The sequence below is a fragment of the Bacillus sp. AFS002410 genome (assembly GCF_002556365.1).
Taxonomy (GTDB): Bacteria; Bacillota; Bacilli; order Bacillales; family Bacillaceae_G; genus Gottfriedia.
This window is the reverse complement of sequence record NZ_NUEU01000041.1, coordinates 1-17,771: the sequence shown is the minus strand read 5'-3', so window position 1 is coordinate 17,771 and position 17,771 is coordinate 1. Positions and strand designations below refer to the sequence as shown.

The 17,771-nt window shown below is 33.3% G+C and carries 18 protein-coding genes, 2 tRNA genes and 2 riboswitches; of the genes, 15 read left to right on the top strand and 5 right to left on the bottom strand.

The genetic code is table 11. From position 1 onward, the window contains the following. Positions 1 to 38 precede the first annotated feature (38 nt). The 6 genes from CN692_RS18955 (at position 39) to tsaD (ending at position 3,066) form a co-directional block, all read left to right on the top strand. Positions 39 to 115 (top strand) — tRNA-Met (locus tag CN692_RS18955). Between the two features lie 4 nt (positions 116 to 119). Next, a tRNA-Asp gene (locus tag CN692_RS18950) sits at positions 120 to 195 on the top strand. 249 nt (positions 196 to 444) lie between these two features. Beyond that, positions 445 to 912: a tRNA (adenosine(37)-N6)-threonylcarbamoyltransferase complex ATPase subunit type 1 TsaE gene (tsaE, locus tag CN692_RS18945; RefSeq protein WP_098120720.1), complete on the top strand. Its 468-nt coding sequence runs from the start codon at positions 445 to 447 to the stop codon at positions 910 to 912. Further along, positions 893 to 1,585, top strand: coding sequence for a tRNA (adenosine(37)-N6)-threonylcarbamoyltransferase complex dimerization subunit type 1 TsaB (gene tsaB, locus CN692_RS18940; protein WP_098120719.1), 693 nt, complete (start codon positions 893 to 895; stop codon positions 1,583 to 1,585). Before tsaE ends, tsaB begins: the two co-directional genes overlap by 20 nt. 9 nt (positions 1,586 to 1,594) lie before the next feature. Next, a complete protein-coding gene (gene rimI / locus CN692_RS18935) occupies positions 1,595 to 2,047 on the top strand; it encodes a ribosomal protein S18-alanine N-acetyltransferase (protein WP_098120718.1) in 453 nt (150 codons plus the stop codon). Then, the gene (gene tsaD, locus CN692_RS18930; RefSeq protein WP_179865692.1) at positions 2,047 to 3,066 is read left to right on the top strand and encodes a tRNA (adenosine(37)-N6)-threonylcarbamoyltransferase complex transferase subunit TsaD; all 1,020 of its coding nucleotides are present in this window, start codon (positions 2,047 to 2,049) and stop codon (positions 3,064 to 3,066) included. Before rimI ends, tsaD begins: the two co-directional genes overlap by 1 nt. A 217-nt stretch (positions 3,067 to 3,283) precedes the next feature. Here the strand turns inward: tsaD and CN692_RS18925 are convergent, their stop codons facing one another. Next, entirely contained in the window at positions 3,284 to 5,209 is a 1,926-nt protein-coding gene (locus CN692_RS18925; protein ID WP_098120716.1) for an ABC-F family ATP-binding cassette domain-containing protein, read from the bottom strand. Positions 5,210 to 5,370: 161 nt separating this feature from the next. Between CN692_RS18925 and CN692_RS18920 the strand changes: the two genes are divergently transcribed. Beyond that, the gene (locus CN692_RS18920; protein WP_098120715.1) at positions 5,371 to 5,997 is read left to right on the top strand and encodes a redox-sensing transcriptional repressor Rex; all 627 of its coding nucleotides are present in this window, start codon (positions 5,371 to 5,373) and stop codon (positions 5,995 to 5,997) included. A 42-nt stretch (positions 5,998 to 6,039) separates the two neighbouring features. Here the strand turns inward: CN692_RS18920 and CN692_RS18915 are convergent, their stop codons facing one another. After that, positions 6,040 to 6,711 (bottom strand): CPBP family intramembrane glutamic endopeptidase, encoded by a 672-nt coding sequence (locus CN692_RS18915; RefSeq protein WP_098120714.1) that lies wholly within the window; start codon positions 6,709 to 6,711, stop codon positions 6,040 to 6,042. Positions 6,712 to 6,984: 273 nt separating this feature from the next. On the opposite strand from CN692_RS18915, the gene groES reads away from it, so the two are divergent. The 3 genes from groES to CN692_RS27220 all read left to right on the top strand — a co-directional run bounded on the left by groES (position 6,985) and on the right by CN692_RS27220 (position 9,394). Then, positions 6,985 to 7,269 carry a co-chaperone GroES gene (gene groES / locus CN692_RS18910; RefSeq protein WP_098120713.1) on the top strand — a complete coding sequence of 95 codons (285 nt, stop codon included), beginning with the start codon at positions 6,985 to 6,987 and terminating at the stop codon, positions 7,267 to 7,269. 58 nt (positions 7,270 to 7,327) lie between these two features. Beyond that, on the top strand, positions 7,328 to 8,953 hold the full coding sequence (gene groL / locus CN692_RS18905; protein ID WP_098120712.1) for a chaperonin GroEL: 1,626 nt from the start codon (positions 7,328 to 7,330) through the stop codon (positions 8,951 to 8,953). Positions 8,954 to 9,202: 249 nt separating this feature from the next. Next, a complete protein-coding gene (locus CN692_RS27220) occupies positions 9,203 to 9,394 on the top strand; it encodes a hemolysin XhlA family protein (protein ID WP_098120722.1) in 192 nt (63 codons plus the stop codon). A 508-nt stretch (positions 9,395 to 9,902) separates the two neighbouring features. On the opposite strand, the gene CN692_RS18895 is transcribed toward CN692_RS27220, so the two are convergent. Next, positions 9,903 to 10,754: an ATP-dependent DNA ligase gene (locus CN692_RS18895; RefSeq protein WP_098120711.1), complete on the bottom strand. Its 852-nt coding sequence runs from the start codon at positions 10,752 to 10,754 to the stop codon at positions 9,903 to 9,905. Between the two features lie 234 nt (positions 10,755 to 10,988). On the opposite strand from CN692_RS18895, the gene CN692_RS18890 reads away from it, so the two are divergent. Both CN692_RS18890 and CN692_RS18885 read left to right on the top strand, forming a co-directional pair. Then, entirely contained in the window at positions 10,989 to 11,393 is a 405-nt protein-coding gene (locus tag CN692_RS18890) for a hypothetical protein (protein ID WP_098120710.1), read from the top strand. Between the two features lie 148 nt (positions 11,394 to 11,541). Next, positions 11,542 to 12,300, top strand: a complete 759-nt coding sequence (locus tag CN692_RS18885; RefSeq protein WP_098120709.1) for a peptidoglycan recognition protein family protein — start codon at positions 11,542 to 11,544, stop codon at positions 12,298 to 12,300. 54 nt (positions 12,301 to 12,354) lie between these two features. Here the strand turns inward: CN692_RS18885 and CN692_RS18880 are convergent, their stop codons facing one another. Then, positions 12,355 to 12,675: a DMT family transporter gene (locus CN692_RS18880; protein WP_098120708.1), complete on the bottom strand. Its 321-nt coding sequence runs from the start codon at positions 12,673 to 12,675 to the stop codon at positions 12,355 to 12,357. Continuing rightward, positions 12,675 to 13,022 carry a DMT family transporter gene (locus CN692_RS18875; protein WP_098120707.1) on the bottom strand — a complete coding sequence of 116 codons (348 nt, stop codon included), beginning with the start codon at positions 13,020 to 13,022 and terminating at the stop codon, positions 12,675 to 12,677. Before CN692_RS18875 ends, CN692_RS18880 begins: the two co-directional genes overlap by 1 nt. Before the next feature lie 187 nt (positions 13,023 to 13,209). Further along, positions 13,210 to 13,312, top strand: a riboswitch (purine riboswitch). Positions 13,313 to 13,459: 147 nt separating this feature from the next. Here CN692_RS18875 and guaA point away from each other — a divergent pair. The 3 genes from guaA (at position 13,460) to CN692_RS18860 (ending at position 17,453) form a co-directional block, all read left to right on the top strand. Next, complete coding sequence (gene guaA / locus CN692_RS18870) at positions 13,460 to 14,995, top strand: glutamine-hydrolyzing GMP synthase (RefSeq protein WP_373605008.1); 1,536 nt, start codon at positions 13,460 to 13,462, stop codon at positions 14,993 to 14,995. Between the two features lie 208 nt (positions 14,996 to 15,203). After that, positions 15,204 to 15,557 (top strand): VOC family protein, encoded by a 354-nt coding sequence (locus tag CN692_RS18865; RefSeq protein ID WP_098120705.1) that lies wholly within the window; start codon positions 15,204 to 15,206, stop codon positions 15,555 to 15,557. A 299-nt stretch (positions 15,558 to 15,856) separates the two neighbouring features. Continuing rightward, a riboswitch (purine riboswitch) is annotated at positions 15,857 to 15,955 on the top strand. A gap of 169 nt (positions 15,956 to 16,124) precedes the next feature. Beyond that, positions 16,125 to 17,453, top strand: coding sequence for an NCS2 family permease (locus CN692_RS18860; RefSeq protein WP_098120721.1), 1,329 nt, complete (start codon positions 16,125 to 16,127; stop codon positions 17,451 to 17,453). Positions 17,454 to 17,771 lie beyond the last annotated feature (318 nt).

Here is a 17,771-nt window from a genome sequence, read left to right as displayed (position 1 = left end):
GAGTAGAACGTCGCCTGGTTTTCATTTTATTACATTATCGCGGGGTGGAGCAGTCTGGTAGCTCGTCGGGCTCATAACCCGAAGGTCGCAGGTTCAAATCCTGTCCCCGCAACCAAAATGGTCCCGTGGTGTAGCGGTTAACATGCCTGCCTGTCACGCAGGAGATCGCCGGTTCGATCCCGGTCGGGACCGCCATACATACGATTCTTAAACGAAACAAACAATTGTTTCGTTTTTTTTATTATATGAGAATTAATGAAGATTTTTGAAGTAAACCATATATTGATCAGTTTGAAGAATGTTTACTTCTAGGAAATATAAAAACAGTAGATTAATTTAAACTATTCTAAAGGATATTACTGTTTGACATCTGCTTAATGTTTTGAAATGATATAATATGGCAAAGTTAGAAATAGACGAGTTAGAATTTTGGTGGTGAAGTAATTGGAAATTGTTTTACATACAAATACTGAGGAAGAAACTCAATCAATTGCATTTTTTCTCGGACAATTAGTACAACAAAAAGATGTAATATTATTAGAAGGAGATCTTGGTGCAGGTAAGACAACCTTTACAAAAGGTTTTGCGAAAGGTCTTGAAGTAAAAAGAACTGTTAATAGCCCAACTTTTAATATTATAAAAGAATATAAAGGAAGAATTCCTTTATATCATATGGATGTGTACCGCTTAGAAGGCAGTAATGAAGATTTAGGTTTTGATGAGTATTTTATGGGTGAAGGTGTTTGTGTTGTGGAATGGGCTCATTTAATTGAAGATTACTTACCAAATGAATTCTTAAAAATCATAATAACTCATGAAGAAAATGGTAGAATGATTACTTTTATTCCAAATGGAGCAAGGTATGAATTTATTTGTAAGGAGCTAATTAATAATGACCGTTTTAGCAATTGATACTTCTACAAATGTTATGGGGATTAGTCTAATTAAGGACCAATCTGTTATTGGAGAAACGATAACATTTATAAATAAAAATCATTCTGTCCGATTAATGCCAGCCATTAATACATTAATGGAAGAATGCAATATAAAACCTAAGGAACTATCTAAAATAGTTGTCGCAAAAGGACCAGGCTCATACACTGGAGTGCGCATTGGTGTAACAGTAGCAAAAACATTGGCCTTCACCTTAAATATTCCGATTATAGGTGTTTCAAGTCTGAAAGTACTAGCTGCGAATGGGCGATTTTTTAATGGGTTAGTTTGTCCTATTTTTGATGCAAGACGTAATTTATTATTTACTGGTCTTTATGATTTCAGAGGGGAACCTACTAATAGTGTCTTAGAGGACTGTAATATTGATCGCAGTTTATGGGTTGAAAAACTTAAATCATATAATGAACAAATTTTATTTATTGGTAATGATGTATCATTACATAAAGAATTTATTATAGAGCACTTAAAAGATAAGGCTGTTTTTGTAAATGCTAGTATGAATAATCAGAGACCAAGTGAACTGTTTACATGTAGTTTAGAAGAAAGTGAAGAATCGGTACACAATTTTTCACCAGAATATTTAAGATTATCAGAAGCAGAAGCTAATTGGCTAGCTAGCCAAGAAAAGTAGGAGGATATTATGATCTCATCGGTTGCTTTTCGGAAAATGAAAGAAGAAGATTTAGATCAAATAGTGGAAATTGAAAAAAAATCGTTCCCAACACCATGGACACATGATGCATTTTATAATGAATTATATTCAAATCAATTTGCCAATTATTTAGTTGCTGAAGTTGATGAGAAGATAATTGGATATTGTGGGTTATGGGTAGTCATTGACGAGGGACATATTACAAATATAGCTATTTTACCGGACTATAGAGGGAAGAGTCTAGGTGAAAAGTTACTTCGAGCAGTAATGGAAACTGCTAAAAACCTTGGAGCAGAAACTTTAACATTAGAAGTAAGGGTATCGAATCATGTAGCAATGGGACTGTATCGTAAGCTAGGATTCCAAGACGGTGGGATTCGAAAAAGCTATTATACAGATAATTTTGAGGATGCATTAGTGATGTGGGTGAATTTGAAATGATGAATGAAAATTGTTTAATACTAGCTATAGAGACAAGTTGTGATGAAACCTCAGCAGCTATTATTAAAAATGGAAATGAAATTCTAAGTAATGTAGTAGCAACACAGATCGATATACACAAACGTTTTGGTGGAGTAGTACCTGAAGTCGCTTCACGATTACATGTTGAGCAAATAACGGTGGTAATTGAAGAAGCGATGGAGCAAGCACAGATTAACTATGAGGATTTAGCTGCCATTGCTGTTACAGAGGGTCCAGGACTAGTAGGTGCATTACTAATTGGAGTAAATGCTGCAAAAGCAATTGCCTTTGCTCATGGATTACCTCTAATAGGTGTTCACCACATTGCAGGTCATATATATGCCAATCAACTAGTACAGCCTTTACAATATCCACTATTAGCTTTAGTAGTTTCTGGTGGGCATACAGAGCTTGTTTATATGAAGGAAGATGGCGTTTTTGAAGTAATAGGAGAAACACGAGACGACGCGGCAGGTGAGGCCTATGATAAGGTTGCTAGAACGCTTAAATTGCCTTATCCAGGTGGTCCACACATCGATCGTCTAGCACAAGAAGGAACGGCAAATATTCCATTTCCTAGAGCTTGGTTAGAAGAAGGTAGTTATGATTTTAGCTTTAGTGGTTTAAAGTCAGCAGTTATTAATTATATGCACAATGCTGAACAAAGAGGTGAGGAAGTGTCGCCAGCTAATGTAGCTGCCAGCTTCCAAGCAAGTGTAATTGAAGTAATTGTTTCAAAAACGATTAAAGCTGCAAAAGAATATGATGTGAAACAAGTTTTATTAGCAGGTGGAGTAGCAGCTAATAAAGGATTAAGAGCTTCATTACAAAATGAGATGAATGACTTAAATGATATAGAATTAATTATACCGCCATTATCACTTTGTACAGATAATGCAGCGATGATCGGTGCAGCTGCTTTTATCAGATTAAAGCAAGGGAAACTAGGTAATTTGGCACTAAACGGTAACCCTGGCTTAGATTTAGAGAATATGTAAAAAGTACTTATTCACAATTTTTTTAATAAAATGTGGATAAGTACTTTTTCTTTGTTAAAAACTTATTAAACCTTGTGCACAAAAATGTGTATAACATTGCTATTTTTCTGTGGATAATGTGTATAAACCTGTGTAAAAGCTAAAATATAGCAAAAGTTATGTGGATAAAAATGTAGATAAGAAAAAACGGATAGCTATTAGCGTATCCGTTTAATCATTACTCTTGTAAGTTTTCCCATTCTTCCATTAGGTCTATTAACTTAGCTTCTAAATCATTTTTCTTACTTGTTAATTCGTGTACTAATTGAAAGTCTCCGTAAACTTCTGGTTTGCATAGTTCTAGTTCGATTGTTTCTATATCAAGCTCAAATTGCGAGATATTGCTTTCAATCTCCTCAATACGACGCTGAGTTTGACGAAGTTTTTTCTTTAATTCTTTGTCTTGTTGATAATCGGAAACTGGTTGAGATGATTGTTTAACTTGTGTTAACATAACTTCTTTTTCAGCTTGTTCTTTCTCATATGCTTCGTTTTTCTTAAATTGGTAATAGTCATAATCACCTAGATAAATTGATAATCCTTCTTTTGCTAGTTCGAAAGTTTTTGTGGATAATCTGTTCATAAAATAACGATCATGTGATACAAACAAAATAGTCCCAGGATAATCTAATAAAGCATTTTCTAAAACTTCTTTACTATCTAAATCCAAATGGTTGGTAGGCTCATCAAGAATTAGAAAATTAGCTTTTTTCATCATAAGTTTTGCTAATGCTAATCTTGCTTTTTCTCCACCGCTTAAAGAGGTAACGATTTTAGTCACATCATCGCCAGAAAATAAAAAATTCCCTAATATTGTTCGAATCTCTTGTTCAGGCTTTAATGGATAATCATCCCAAAGTTCATCTAATACTCTTTTGTTAGATGTAAGCTTAGCTTGCTCCTGGTCATAATAACCGACCGAAACATTTGCACCAAAATCAATTGTTCCTTGTAATTTATTTAAATCACCAATAATCGTCTTAAGTAATGTCGACTTTCCAACACCGTTTGGACCGACTAGTGCAACACTATCTCCTCGGTTCAATACAAACTTCATTGTTTGATCAATTGTAGGGATGCGGTTATATCCAATAAATAAATCTTGTACTGAAAGGACGTCATTTCCACTTTGTTTTTCAATTGCAAATGAAAAATTAGCTGAAGAATCTTCTCCAAGTGGCTTGTCTAATCGAACCATTCTGTCGAGCTGTTTTCTACGACTTTGTGCTCTTTTTGTAGTTGAGGCACGTGCAATATTACGTTGTACAAAATCTTCAAGCTTAGAGATTTCTTCTTGTTGTTTTTCGAACTGTTTAAGCTCTTGCTCATATTGAGCAGCTTTTAAATCAAGATATTTACTATAGTTCCCAACAAAACGTTGATGCCTACGATTAGATATTTCATAAACAATATTTACAACTTGATCAAGGAAATATCGATCGTGGGATACAATTAATACCGCACCAGGATAAGATTGTAAATAACGCTCTAACCAACTAAGTGTATCAATATCCAAGTGATTTGTAGGCTCATCCAGTATTAATAGATCAGGCTTTGTTAATAATAGTTTACCTAAAGCAAGTCTTGTTTTTTGCCCACCGCTTAACGAAGAAATTTTTGTTTCGTAATCTTCATTACTGAAACCTAAGCCGCTAATAATTGAACGAATATCTGCTTCAAACTGATAACCGCCGTTTTCTTTGAATGTATATTGAAGATGATCATATTCATTCATTATCTTGTCATAAACAGGCTGATTAGAATAGACTTCTTCTTGAGTCATTTTTACTTCTAATTTTCTCATATTTTCCTGCATCTCAACTAAATGATTAAAAACAGAATAATATTCTTCCCATATCGTTTGATCACTTTGTAATCCAGTATTTTGGGCTAGGTAGCCTACAGTAACGTCCTTAGGCTTATTTATCTCGCCTCCGTCGTAAGACAATTCACCAGCTATTATTTTGAGTAATGTAGATTTTCCTGCGCCATTACGACCAACAATCGCAACTCGATCATTCGTTTGAACTTCTAATTTTATATTTGAAAGAATAATGTCACTACCAAAATACTTTGAGACATTATTTACTTGTAAAAGAATCATGGATAACACCTCATTGCAAAATTTTTTATCTGAGTAACTGTAGACTGTCAAAATTCTTAAATATAGTGTATATTTTACATTAGAACAAGTACTTTATTACTAAAGTAAAGCTAAATTACACACCATAGTAAAAAGAATTACAGTAAGTGGGGGATTAAAAAATGGACTCGGAACAAATTAAAATTCCACAAGCTACTGCTAAACGTCTACCTTTATATTACCGTTTTATAAAGAATTTGTCTTTATCAGGTAAACAAAGAGTTTCTTCAGCAGAGTTAAGTGAAGCAGTAAAGGTAGATTCCGCTACGATTAGAAGAGATTTTTCTTATTTTGGAGCACTTGGAAAAAAAGGATATGGATATAACGTAAATTACTTATTAACTTTTTTCTCGAAAGCGCTTAACCAACATGAAGTGATGAAAGTTGCATTAATTGGTGTAGGTAATTTAGGGACTGCATTCTTACACTATAATTTTATAAAAAATAATAATACTAAAATTGAAATGGCATTTGATATTGATCCAAATAAGATTGGAACTGAAATTGGTGGAGTACCTGTCTATAATTTAGATAATTTAGAAGACGTAATGAATGATGATATTCAAATCGTTATTTTAACTGTACCTGCACCTGTAGCTCAATCAATAGCAGATCGATTAAATGGAAAAAATATAAGAGGAATCTTAAATTTTACTCCTGCTCGAATTAGTGTACCAGAACATATTCGTATTCATCATATAGACCTAGCGGTTGAACTACAAACATTGGCATATTTTTTACAACAATAAAATTAGATTAATTTAAAAACCCCCAAAATATTGGGGGTTTCTTTAATGTAAATTTAACTGCTGAAAAACTACAAATGTGTTCATTAACATATGTGTTAAAATTGGAACGATAATTGAATTTGTACGTTTGTATAAATAACAAAATACGAAACCAATTAGGAAGTAAGATAAAAAGAATGGTAAGTCGCCATGCATAAACGAAAATATTGCTGAACTAATCCCAGCAGAAATAATAAATGGTAAGCGATTATAAAGCCTTTTGAAAATGATTCGGCGGAAAATTATCTCTTCTAATATCGGTGCTACTAGACTTGGTATGATAATAAATGCAGGATTCAGTTTAGCAATATTTAAGATATTTTGAGTATTTTCAGAGCCTGTATGTAAATTGAATACATAAATTAAAATGATATTACACACAATTTGAGTTGCCATCGTAATGAAGTAACCTAAAATTACCCAATTTAATATTGTACGATAGTTATGCTTAAAATTCTTCATTCCTTCAAAAATGGGCTTATGTAATAAAATCAGTATAATAATTAAACCAGTTATGAAGCTAATACAACTCCATAAGGCCACCGCTTCAAGGGAAGCAGTCTTCTTTTCCACTCCAGCGTATAAATTACTATTTAATAAATAGGGAACCCCAAATGCCGCCGAATATTGAATAACAGCATAAGTTAAGATAATCAATAAATCTCTAGTTTTCAATAAGATAGCTCCTTTGTGTTGATATTTTTCATAACCCAAAGGTTGATAACAACATGTACATTATTTTACTCGTTTCTTTAGTTTCTTAAAAGAAATTTTCGTTTTTTATTTTACATTTAATTGTAAAGATAAAACTTATTATATTTCGACAAGAAAAGTGCCTGCTTCAGACTTGCAAAATTTTTTGATATTATTTAAACTATTAATTGTGTTAGCACTCAATATTAATGAGTGCTAAAAAATAATGATTTGATTATTGAGGAGGTATTACACATGTTAAAGCCATTAGGTGATCGTGTTGTAATTGAGCTTGTTGAGTCTGAAGAAAAAACTGCTAGCGGTATCGTGTTACCAGGTAGTGCACAAGAAAAGCCACAAGAAGGCAAAGTTGTTGCAGTAGGTACTGGACGTGTACTTGAAAATGGTGAGCGCATTGCTTTAGAAGTATCTGTAGGTGACCGCATTATCTTCTCTAAATACTCAGGTACAGAAGTTAAGTACGGTGGTACTGAATACCTAGTACTTCGCGAAAACGATATTCTTGCAATCATAGGTTAATAAAATAAAATACTTAAATTAAAAAATAAATTTTTTATATTATAAGGAGGTCATTTCAATGGCTAAGGACATTAGATTTGGTGAAGAAGCTCGTCGCGCAATGTTACGTGGTGTAGACGCTTTAGCTGATGCTGTAAAAGTAACATTAGGACCAAAAGGACGTAACGTAGTTCTTGAGAAAAAATTCGGTTCTCCATTAATTACAAATGACGGTGTTACAATCGCAAAAGAAATCGAATTAGAAGATGCATTCGAAAACATGGGTGCAAAATTAGTTGCAGAAGTTGCTAGCAAAACGAACGAGATTGCTGGGGACGGTACAACTACTGCGACAGTTTTAGCGCAAGCTATGATTCGTGAAGGTCTTAAAAACGTAACTGCTGGTGCAAACCCAATGGGTATCCGTAAAGGTATCGAAAAAGCAGTTGCTGTAGCAATTGAAGAATTAAAAACAATCTCTAAACCAATTGAAGGTAAAGAGTCAATCGCACAGGTTGCTGCAATTTCTTCAGCAGATCCAGAAGTAGGACAATTAATCGCTGAAGCAATGGAGCGCGTAGGTAACGACGGTGTTATTACACTTGAAGAATCTAAAGGCTTCACAACTGAATTAGAAGTAGTAGAAGGTATGCAATTTGACCGTGGATACTCTTCACCATACATGGTTACAAATTCAGAGAAAATGGTTGCTGAATTAGAAAATCCATATATCTTAATTACAGATAAAAAAGTAACAAATATTCAAGAAATCTTACCGGTACTTGAGCAAGTTGTTCAACAAGGTAAGCCACTATTAATCATTGCTGAAGATGTTGAAGGTGAAGCACAAGCAACAATCATCGTAAACAAATTACGTGGTACATTCAACGCAGTTACTGTTAAAGCTCCTGGCTTTGGTGACCGTCGTAAAGCAATGTTAGAAGACATCGCAATCTTAACTGGCGGTGAAGTGATTACAGAAGAATTAGGATTAGATCTTAAAACAACTAACATCACTCAATTAGGTCGCGCTTCAAAAGTTGTAGTAACAAAAGAAAACACTACAATCGTTGAAGGTGCTGGTGAAACAGCATCAATCCAACAACGTATCGGTGTAATCCGTGCTCAATTAGAAGAAACTACTTCTGAATTCGATCGCGAAAAATTACAAGAGCGTTTAGCTAAATTAGCTGGCGGTGTAGCAGTAATCAAAGTTGGTGCTGCAACTGAAACTGAATTAAAAGAACGTAAATTACGTATTGAAGATGCATTAAACTCTACACGTGCTGCAGTTGAAGAAGGTATTGTAGCTGGTGGTGGTACTGCATTAATGAGCGTATACAATAAAGTAGCTGCAATTGAAGCAGAAGGTGACATAGCGACTGGTATCAACATCGTATTACGTGCACTTGAATCTCCAGTTCGTCAAATCGCTACAAATGCTGGTTTAGAAGGATCAGTAATCATTGAAAAATTAAAAGGTGCGGAAGTAGGCGTTGGTTTCAATGCTGCTAACGGACAATGGGTAAACATGATTGAAGAAGGAATCGTTGACCCAACTAAAGTTACTCGTTCTGCACTTCAAAACGCAGCATCTGTTTCAGCTATGTTCTTAACAACTGAAGCAGTAGTAGCTGACATCCCTGAGAAAAACGCTCCAGCAATGCCTGACATGGGTATGGGCGGAATGGGCGGCATGATGTAATAAGTCGCCTCACATTTTTGTGATGCTGTTACAATATCAATTAAAAAAACCACTTCCTAAATGGAAGTGGTTTTTTAATTTGAAAGAAGAAAAAAATAACAAAGTTCAAAACTTACTTTATACCATCTAGAACCTCAATGATAAAGATAGTTTTAATTTTTATTACTTTCCTACTATTTCCCTTTAACAAATATAGTAAATTCAGAATATATTAAGTAGAGTACAAACTAATGGAAATGAGGGGAGAAGATAGACGAAATTAAAGAGCTACAAGAAAAGGTTGCAGAAATCAAGGAACGTTTAGCCGTTGCAGAAAGTACAATTAGGAAAGTTGAACAAAAGATTGAGAGAATTGAAAGTAACACTAGTTGGACTGTACGATTAATAATAGGAGCAATAATTATGGCAGTAATCAGAATCATTCTTAAAGGCGGCATTTAATATTTAAAGTAACATCGTCATACTTTCTCCTCTGGTAAATGTAATTAATAATAGACTACACTTCGTGGTTAACTATATAGATGACATACTAAAATAAAGTAAAAAACCTGGTACTTATAAGGTTTTTTATTTTTAGATAATGCTATGGTCTTAATTTTAGGCGTACATGAGCGGAAATAAGCCTAACAAAATAGAAAAAAAAGGTAACGTAAATAAAACTAAGGTATTATTGACTAAATATTGTACAAATATGTATATTTAAACTTATTACAAGTAGAAAAAATATTGTTGATAGAGTACACTCTATTAAATAATTTTAAGGATGATTTAGATGAATATTGGTTTATTTAGAGGTTGCCTTTTTGGTCTTTTATTTTCTATACCATTTTGGATATTCGTACTTTGGCTTTTATTTAAATAGACTGATATAAAGAAGCCCCTTTAAGTTGTATAAGTGACTAATACTTTCTACTTTAAAGGGGATTACTAAGTATTTATTTTGATTTTTTTAAACAATAAAGTCATGAAAAATAGGTTCAATTAATTCTCCGTTATTTAATTGCCCTCTACTTTTTATCACGCATCGAACAAAGGGTTCTACATAAATATAATTTTTATCTTCTCCAGTTTTTATATGCTTCGTTATACTAAAGAAGGCCGTTTTCTGACCAGTATTCATTCCGAATTCTACTATCCCCACGTTTACAAAATCACCATTTATGATTTCAGAGATTAATAATCCCATTCCTTGTTTTTTATACCCTGCTATATAGTAATTACCATATCGCCAGTTAATAATTTTTAGCCAATTTAGAGATCGGTGTGCAGGTATATAAGTAGAGTCCTTTGATTTAGCCACAATACCTTCTAGTCCAAGTGTTTTAATTTGTTCAAAAAACATTGTCCCTTCAGACTCAATATAAAAACTCTTTTTAATCGAATCCTGATCAACTAAGGTTTTTGAAAGGATATTCTTTCGATAGGATAATGGTTCTTTTATTAAATTTTTATTTTTATGACGTAAAATATCAAAAGCAATATATGTTAATGGAAATTGCTTACTTCCTTGCAATATTTTATTCTCTTGAATAAAGCTTACTCGATTGGTAACCGCTTCAAAATCTTCCTTGCCGTCGCAATAACAAACTAATACACCGTCTAAGTAACAATCATCTAAGTCGATATTTTCGAGTTCAGGAATTCTTTCTGTGATCTCGGTACCATTTCGATTAAAAAGTTTATTCTTTCCATCCTGTCTTTCAAGCATTACTCGAACACCATTTGATTTCAATTCAAAATAATGATTATCTGAGTCAAATGGTTTATCAGCATTTTGTAATAGCATCGGTTCAATAAACATTTATCTGTTCGCTATCATGATTGTTGCTTTTCAACATAATCAAGATTCCTTTCTTTTTAGAGTTTGATATATATAAAATAACATACGTAATTCATTCACTATATAGCAACTTAGTCGGGTTATTTTTAGACTTATAATTGTTAATTTACTTTTAAATCAAATGTATTTCAAGTTATAACTCGTCTATTTTCACAATAAGATAAAATATCTTCTTTTGAAAAGTGGTGTTATGAAATGGGGAGGAAAAATAATTTCAAAATAACAGAACCAATGTTGAATGAGTATTATGATTTAAGTCAAAAGAAAAAGGATATTGAAAATCAGTTAGAAGAACTACAAAAAGTATTTCATGGTTATTTTGATCACCAAGTTGGAACGAATGAAAAAGGTGAACTAATCGTTAATAATTTAAAGCTTGAACGAATTATAAGAAAAAGAGAAAAATTTGATGAGGAGATGACAGTTAACAAGTTAGAAGAATTAAACCTTTCTGATTTAATTCAAATTGTAAAAAGACCAGATGGAGATAAAATTAAGTCCGCAATCAATTTAGGACTATTAAATGAAAAAGACTTAGACGGGTGTATAACCACAAACTCTTCACAAGCTATTTATGTGAAACCACTTAAGACTAAATAAATTTTCTAAAACAAGGAGAGCAATTAATTGCTCTCCTTTAATTTTGTAACGATTTCCCTATTTTAGAATACTGTATTAATATACATGTCCAAGTAATCCGAGCGGTGTTAATTGGACATGCATAAACAATAGAAAGGAGAGCTAAGATTTGGCATATTGGAGAAATGATTTTATTTCGATGAACAAGTATACGAGGCCGTCAATAAAGTTAAAAGGCGTTAAAAAAATTGTAATACATTGGACTGCAAATCCTGGAGCAAGTGCACAAAGCCATCAAAGATATTTTAACGGGAGCGCTATAAAGAATAAAACTTATGCATCAGCTCATCTATTTGTCGATTCTAAAGAGGCAATTTGTATTATTCCGCTTGATGAAGTCGCGTACCATGCGAATGATCACTACGAAAGAAATAGTAGTGGTGGCGTATATAGAGGTGTGCCTGAATTAGCACCGAACGCAAATAAACTTTCAATAGGTGTTGAAATGTGTTTAGAAAAAGACGGTACAGTTTCACAATATACCATTACACGAGCGGTTCGAGTAGTTGCTGAGTTGTGTAAGATGTTTAAATTAGATGCCAATGATATTGTAAGACATTATGATATTACACATAAACCATGTCCAAAAACCTTCATAGACCACCCCGAGCGTTTTAACGAGTTTAAAGAACAAGTTAACGCTGTATTAAATCCTCCGAAACAACAAGCGGATTCTATTCCGTATCCTGGTATTTTAAAAATGGGCTCAAAAGGTGAGTCTGTGAAACACGTACAACAAAAACTTAAAATAACTGCAGATGGAATATTTGGTCCTGTTACAGAGAGTGCAGTTAAAAAATTTCAAGCAAGTAATGGACTAGTTGTTGATGGAATTGTTGGGAAAAATACTTGGAGCAAACTATTTTAATTTTTAAAATGGAAGAAAAAACCCCTAATTCGCATGTCGAAAAGGGATTTTTTTTTAATGAGGAGAAATGATTTTTAAACCGACAACCGATCCAATTACTAATGTAATAAAAAAGAGACGCTTCCATTCACGTGATTCATTAAAAAATAACATGCCAATCAAAACAGAGCCGGCAGCACCTATTCCTGTCCAAATCGTATAGCCGGTTCCAACGGGGATGACTTTTAAAGCTTTTGATAATAAGTAAAAACTAGTCCATCCAGATAAGATACATAAAATGGAGTAATTAAGTTTTTTAAAGTTATTTGATAGCTTCATAAAAATTACAAATCCTACTTCACCTAAACCTGCTATAAATAAAAATAACCAAGCCATTATGCTGCATCTCCTTTTTCCGGTTTTTTATCATTTGAAGTCAATTTTAAGCCAACAATACCACTTAATAATGTAATAACTAGAATGATTTTTAACGTAGATGCCGCTTCATCTAAAAATAACATTCCAATGATGACCGTTCCAGCAGCTCCAATTCCTGTAAACACTGCATAAGCGGTTCCAATTGGAATCTCTCTAACTGCTTTTGAAAATAAATAAAAACTAAATACAATTCCAGCGATTGTAAGGATCGTTGGTATTACATTCGTAAATCCATCTGAGTATTTAAGACCAAAAGCCCAAGCGATCTCGGACATACCAGCTATAACTAAGTAAATCCAATTCATTAAAAATTCCCCCTTTTATAGCTAAAAGACACTCTACGCACAACGAAACTACCTACCGTTCGTTAGTTAAAATGTACACTATAATCATATTCATGACAAGTTGTACCATTTACCAATAAATTTTATTTTTTTTATGAGATGAAATACCTTGACCGAAAAATTACATGTGTTAGAATGAGACAATAATACAATATTCGTCATTATTCTTCATATATCCTCGACAATACGGGTCGAGAGTCTCTACCGGGGCACCGTAACATGCCCTGACTATGAAGGCAGTCTGACTATGTTAAGCATAAGTCTGATTTTCTGCCTTCTTATACGTATTTTTTCGTATGTAAATAGAGGAGAAAATCGGCTTTTTTTATTTTTTTTGGGAAAAATAGTATCAGTTTAACTGATACGTTAATTCAATATATATAGATGGGGTGACCGTTTTGCAACAACATGACACAATTGTAGTACTAGATTTTGGAAGTCAATATAACCAACTTATAGCACGCCGTATCCGTGAATTCGGTGTTTATAGTGAATTACGTCCTCATACAATTACTGCAGAGGAAATTAAACAAATGGGTGCAAAAGGGATTGTATTCTCTGGTGGACCAAATAGCGTATATGGTGAAAATGCTTTTTTCTGTGACGAAGCTATTTTCGATTTAGAAATTCCTATTTTAGGTATTTGCTACGGTATGCAATTAATGACACAACATTTTGGTGGAACAGTTGCTAAAGCTGACAACCGTGAATACGGAAAAGCTGAATTAAATATTCAAAATCCATCTGCTTTATTAAAAGACTTACCAACAGATCACGTAGTTTGGATGAGCCACGGTGATAAAGTAACTCAACAACCAGAAGGATTCGTTGTAGATGCTACTAGTGCTTCATGTCCAATCGCAGCAATGAGTAATGAAGCTAGAAAAATGTATGGTGTACAATTCCATCCAGAAGTTCGTCACTCTGAATACGGTAATGATCTATTAAAGAACTTCGTATTCAATATTTGCGAATGTGAAGCAAACTGGTCAATGAAAAACTATATTGAAGTTGAACTAGAAAATATTCGTAATACAGTTGGTGACAAAAAGGTACTTTGTGCACTTAGTGGTGGTGTAGATTCATCAGTTGTTGCTGTATTAATTCATAAAGCAATCGGTGATCAATTAACATGTATCTTTGTTGACCATGGTTTATTACGTAAAGATGAAGCAGAAGGCGTTATGAAGACGTTTAGCGAAGGCTTCCACATGAACGTAATTAAAGTAGATGCTAGAGATCGTTTCTTAAGCAAACTTGCTGGCGTATCTGACCCAGAACAAAAACGTAAAATTATCGGTAACGAATTCATTTATGTATTCGATGATGAAGCGGCTAGATTAGAAGGTATGGATTTCTTAGCTCAAGGAACACTTTATACAGATATCATTGAGAGCGGTACTGCTACAGCTCAAACAATCAAATCACATCATAATGTAGGTGGATTACCTGAAGACATGCAATTCACTTTAATCGAACCTTTAAACGCATTATTTAAAGATGAAGTGCGTGCAGTTGGTACTGAATTAGGTATTCCAGATGCAATCGTTTGGAGACAACCATTCCCAGGACCAGGTTTAGGAATTCGCGTATTAGGCGAAATTACTGATCAAAAACTTGAAATCGTACGTGAATCAGATGCAATCTTACGCGAAGAAATTGCATTAGCTGGATTAGATAAAGAAATTTGGCAATATTTCACTGTATTACCTGACATCCGTAGTGTTGGAGTAATGGGTGACGAGCGTACGTATGATTACACTGTAGGTATCCGTGCAGTAACATCTATTGATGGAATGACTGCTGACTGGGCACGTGTTGATTGGGATGTACTTCAAAAAATCTCAACTCGTATCGTAAATGAGGTTAAACATGTAAACCGTATCGTTTATGATATAACTAGTAAGCCACCTGCAACGATTGAGTGGGAATAATATACAACGGGCTATAACCTCTTTTAAATAGGGGTTATAGCTTTTTTTTTTATGTTTAATCAAAAAAAGGTTTAGAAGAAAAAATGTCAAATAGAAGATGGTAGGCAAAATTGGTATCTTTATATTAAGAAATGTGCATTTTAGAGATGAGCTGAGTTTTTTAGTAAAATCTAAAATACATAACATAACTAAGTTGGAGGTTTGATGAATGAAAATTAAAGGGTTTGGTGGAATTTTTTGGAGAACTAATGATATCGAAGCATTAAAGAAATGGTACAAAGAAACTTTGCTAATTTCTCTAGAAGAGTGGAACGGAACAATTATCAAACCGGATTCAGATAACGAAACGATTTTTTCTCTATTTAAACACGACAGTGAGTATTTTCCGAAAGAACAATCTGTCATGTTAAATTTGCAGGTAGATGATCTTAACGAATGGGTACATCATTTTAATGAAGTTGGTGTAAAACTACTAAAGGATCCTGAAATTGGGGAATACGGAGCATTTGCATGGATTTCAGATCCTGATGGCAGATGGATTGAACTTTGGGAGAAGAAATAGGAACAAATAAATTAGAATAAAAGCATTTGAATAAAAAGCTATAATCACTTAAAAAAGTGATTATAGCTTTTTTGAGTGATAAATTTTTATTATGAACTATTTTATAGTACAATAATTATTAGAATTTACAGTGAATTGAGCCGTTTAAATGATCGAAATATGAATTTCCATATGAGTAAGTATAATAGAATAACTAAAATATGGTAAAAACGAACGAAAACGAATATTTTATTAAAAATGTTCGTTTTTTCTGTTGACACTAATTAAATCTGATTGTAATATAAGGATGTAAATTAAATAAAGAATTTGTCATAACTTGTCGTATATGCTAGTGAATATGGACTAGCGTCTCTACCCGCCACCGTAAACGGCGGACTACGAAGTGATGATTTTTGAATGTTATTAACCCGCTATTTAGCTATTATTCTACTATTCTAGGGTTAATAAGTTCAAAATGAAACTACTCGTGATAGGCGCTTTTACCAATGTGTAAAAGTGCCTTTTCTATTTTCTAAATAGAGACCGACTTTTAAGACTAAAACTTAGGAGGATCACATGAAAGAACGTATCAGTAATTATTTTGAGTTCAACAAGTTAGGTACATCATATCGTCAAGAAACAATTGCTGGATTAACTACATTCTTAGCGATGGCTTATATATTATTCGTAAATCCATCAGTTTTATCATTATCAGATATAAAGGATTTTCCTGAAGCATTAAGAATGAATAAAGAAGCGATTTTCGTTGCTACATCATTAGCGGCAGCATACGGATCGATTTTAATGGGCATATATGCAAAATATCCAATTGCTTTAGCACCTGGTATGGGATTAAATGCATTCTTTGCTTTTAACGTAGTTCTTGGAATGGGTGTTCCTTGGCAAACTGCATTAGCTGGTGTATTTGTTTCAGGTATTATTTTCATCATTCTTTCATTAACAGGTCTTCGTGAACAAATTATAAATGCAATTCCAATTGAGTTAAAATTAGCAATCGGTAGTGGTATTGGATTCTTTATTACTTTTGTTGGTTTAAAAAATTCAGGTATCATCATCAGTAACCCTGCAACATTCGTTGCATTAGGTAAATTAAATGAACCTGGTGTATTATTAACGATTTTCGGATTAGTAATTACAGTAGTATTAATGGCTAGAAAAATTAAAGCTGGTGTATTTTTAGGGATGATCATCACTGCTATTGCAGGAATGGTTTTTGGAATTATCGATTTACCATCTTCAGTTGTTGGTCCGGTTCCAAGTATTGCTCCGACTTTTGGTCAAGCAATTAAACATATTCCAGATGTATTCTCTTCAGGTAAAATGTTTGCAGTAGTATTAACATTCTTTATTGTAGATTTCTTTGATGCAACTGGTACACTAGTAGCAGTAGCTAACCAAGCTGGTTTATTAAAAGAGAACAAGCTTGAAAGAGCAGGTAAAGCATTAATGGTTGATGCAACAGCGGTAGTAGTTGGTTCAACTTTAGGTACAAGTACAACGACTTCTTATATTGAGTCAACTGCTGGTGTAGCTGCTGGTGGTCGTACAGGTTTCTCTGCTGTAGTAACAGGTATCTTATTCTTATTAGCATTATTCTTCGCACCACTTTTAGGAGTAGTAACTGCGGCGGTAACTTCACCTGCATTAATAGTAGTCGGAGTTTTAATGGTTTCATCAATTGGTCAAATTGATTGGAAGAAATTCGAAATTGCGGTGCCAGCATTCTTTACAATCATTGCAATGCCATTAACTTATAGTATTGCAACGGGTATCGCGGTTGGTTTCATTTTCTATCCGATTTCAATGATCGCTGCTGGGAAAATTAAAAAAGTACATCCAGTAATGTACGTATTGTTTGTAGTGTTCCTACTATTCTTAGCATTCTTTAGAGAATAGGTTAATAAATAGAACGGTTATAAAAAACCAGCCTTCAATTAGAAGGCTGGTTTTTTGTTATTTCATATTTGTTATTTCATATAAGAAGGCTATATTGAGATAAATATATATCATCCTAATAATTCAGAATAATAGTTCTTTTGATTTAGTGTTGTAATTAATCTAAATAACTGATATATTATTCTATGTTGTCCCAAACAAGGGAAAACAAAACAAAATAAAAAATCAAAAACATTAAAAAAGTTGTTGACCAAAACAAGCTTTAAATGATATGATTTAAAAGTCGCTTCTGAGCGACAGAAAATGAACTTTGAAAAC

Excerpts from the sequence above, each read along its gene's own strand:
- tsaB (WP_098120719.1), top strand. The coding sequence starts at position 893 with ATGACCGTTTTAGCAATTGATACTTCTACAAATGTTATGGGGATTAGT.
- rimI (WP_098120718.1), top strand. The coding sequence starts at position 1,595 with ATGATCTCATCGGTTGCTTTTCGGAAAATGAAAGAAGAAGATTTAGAT.
- tsaD (WP_179865692.1), top strand. The coding sequence starts at position 2,047 with ATGAATGAAAATTGTTTAATACTAGCTATAGAGACAAGTTGTGATGAA.
- CN692_RS18925 (WP_098120716.1), bottom strand. The coding sequence starts at position 5,209 with ATGATTCTTTTACAAGTAAATAATGTCTCAAAGTATTTTGGTAGTGAC.
- CN692_RS18920 (WP_098120715.1), top strand. The coding sequence starts at position 5,371 with ATGGACTCGGAACAAATTAAAATTCCACAAGCTACTGCTAAACGTCTA.
- groES (WP_098120713.1), top strand. The coding sequence starts at position 6,985 with ATGTTAAAGCCATTAGGTGATCGTGTTGTAATTGAGCTTGTTGAGTCT.
- groL (WP_098120712.1), top strand. The coding sequence starts at position 7,328 with ATGGCTAAGGACATTAGATTTGGTGAAGAAGCTCGTCGCGCAATGTTA.
- CN692_RS18895 (WP_098120711.1), bottom strand. The coding sequence starts at position 10,754 with ATGTTTATTGAACCGATGCTATTACAAAATGCTGATAAACCATTTGAC.
- CN692_RS18890 (WP_098120710.1), top strand. The coding sequence starts at position 10,989 with ATGGGGAGGAAAAATAATTTCAAAATAACAGAACCAATGTTGAATGAG.
- CN692_RS18880 (WP_098120708.1), bottom strand. The coding sequence starts at position 12,675 with ATGGCTTGGTTATTTTTATTTATAGCAGGTTTAGGTGAAGTAGGATTT.
- CN692_RS18875 (WP_098120707.1), bottom strand. The coding sequence starts at position 13,022 with ATGAATTGGATTTACTTAGTTATAGCTGGTATGTCCGAGATCGCTTGG.
- CN692_RS18865 (WP_098120705.1), top strand. The coding sequence starts at position 15,204 with ATGAAAATTAAAGGGTTTGGTGGAATTTTTTGGAGAACTAATGATATC.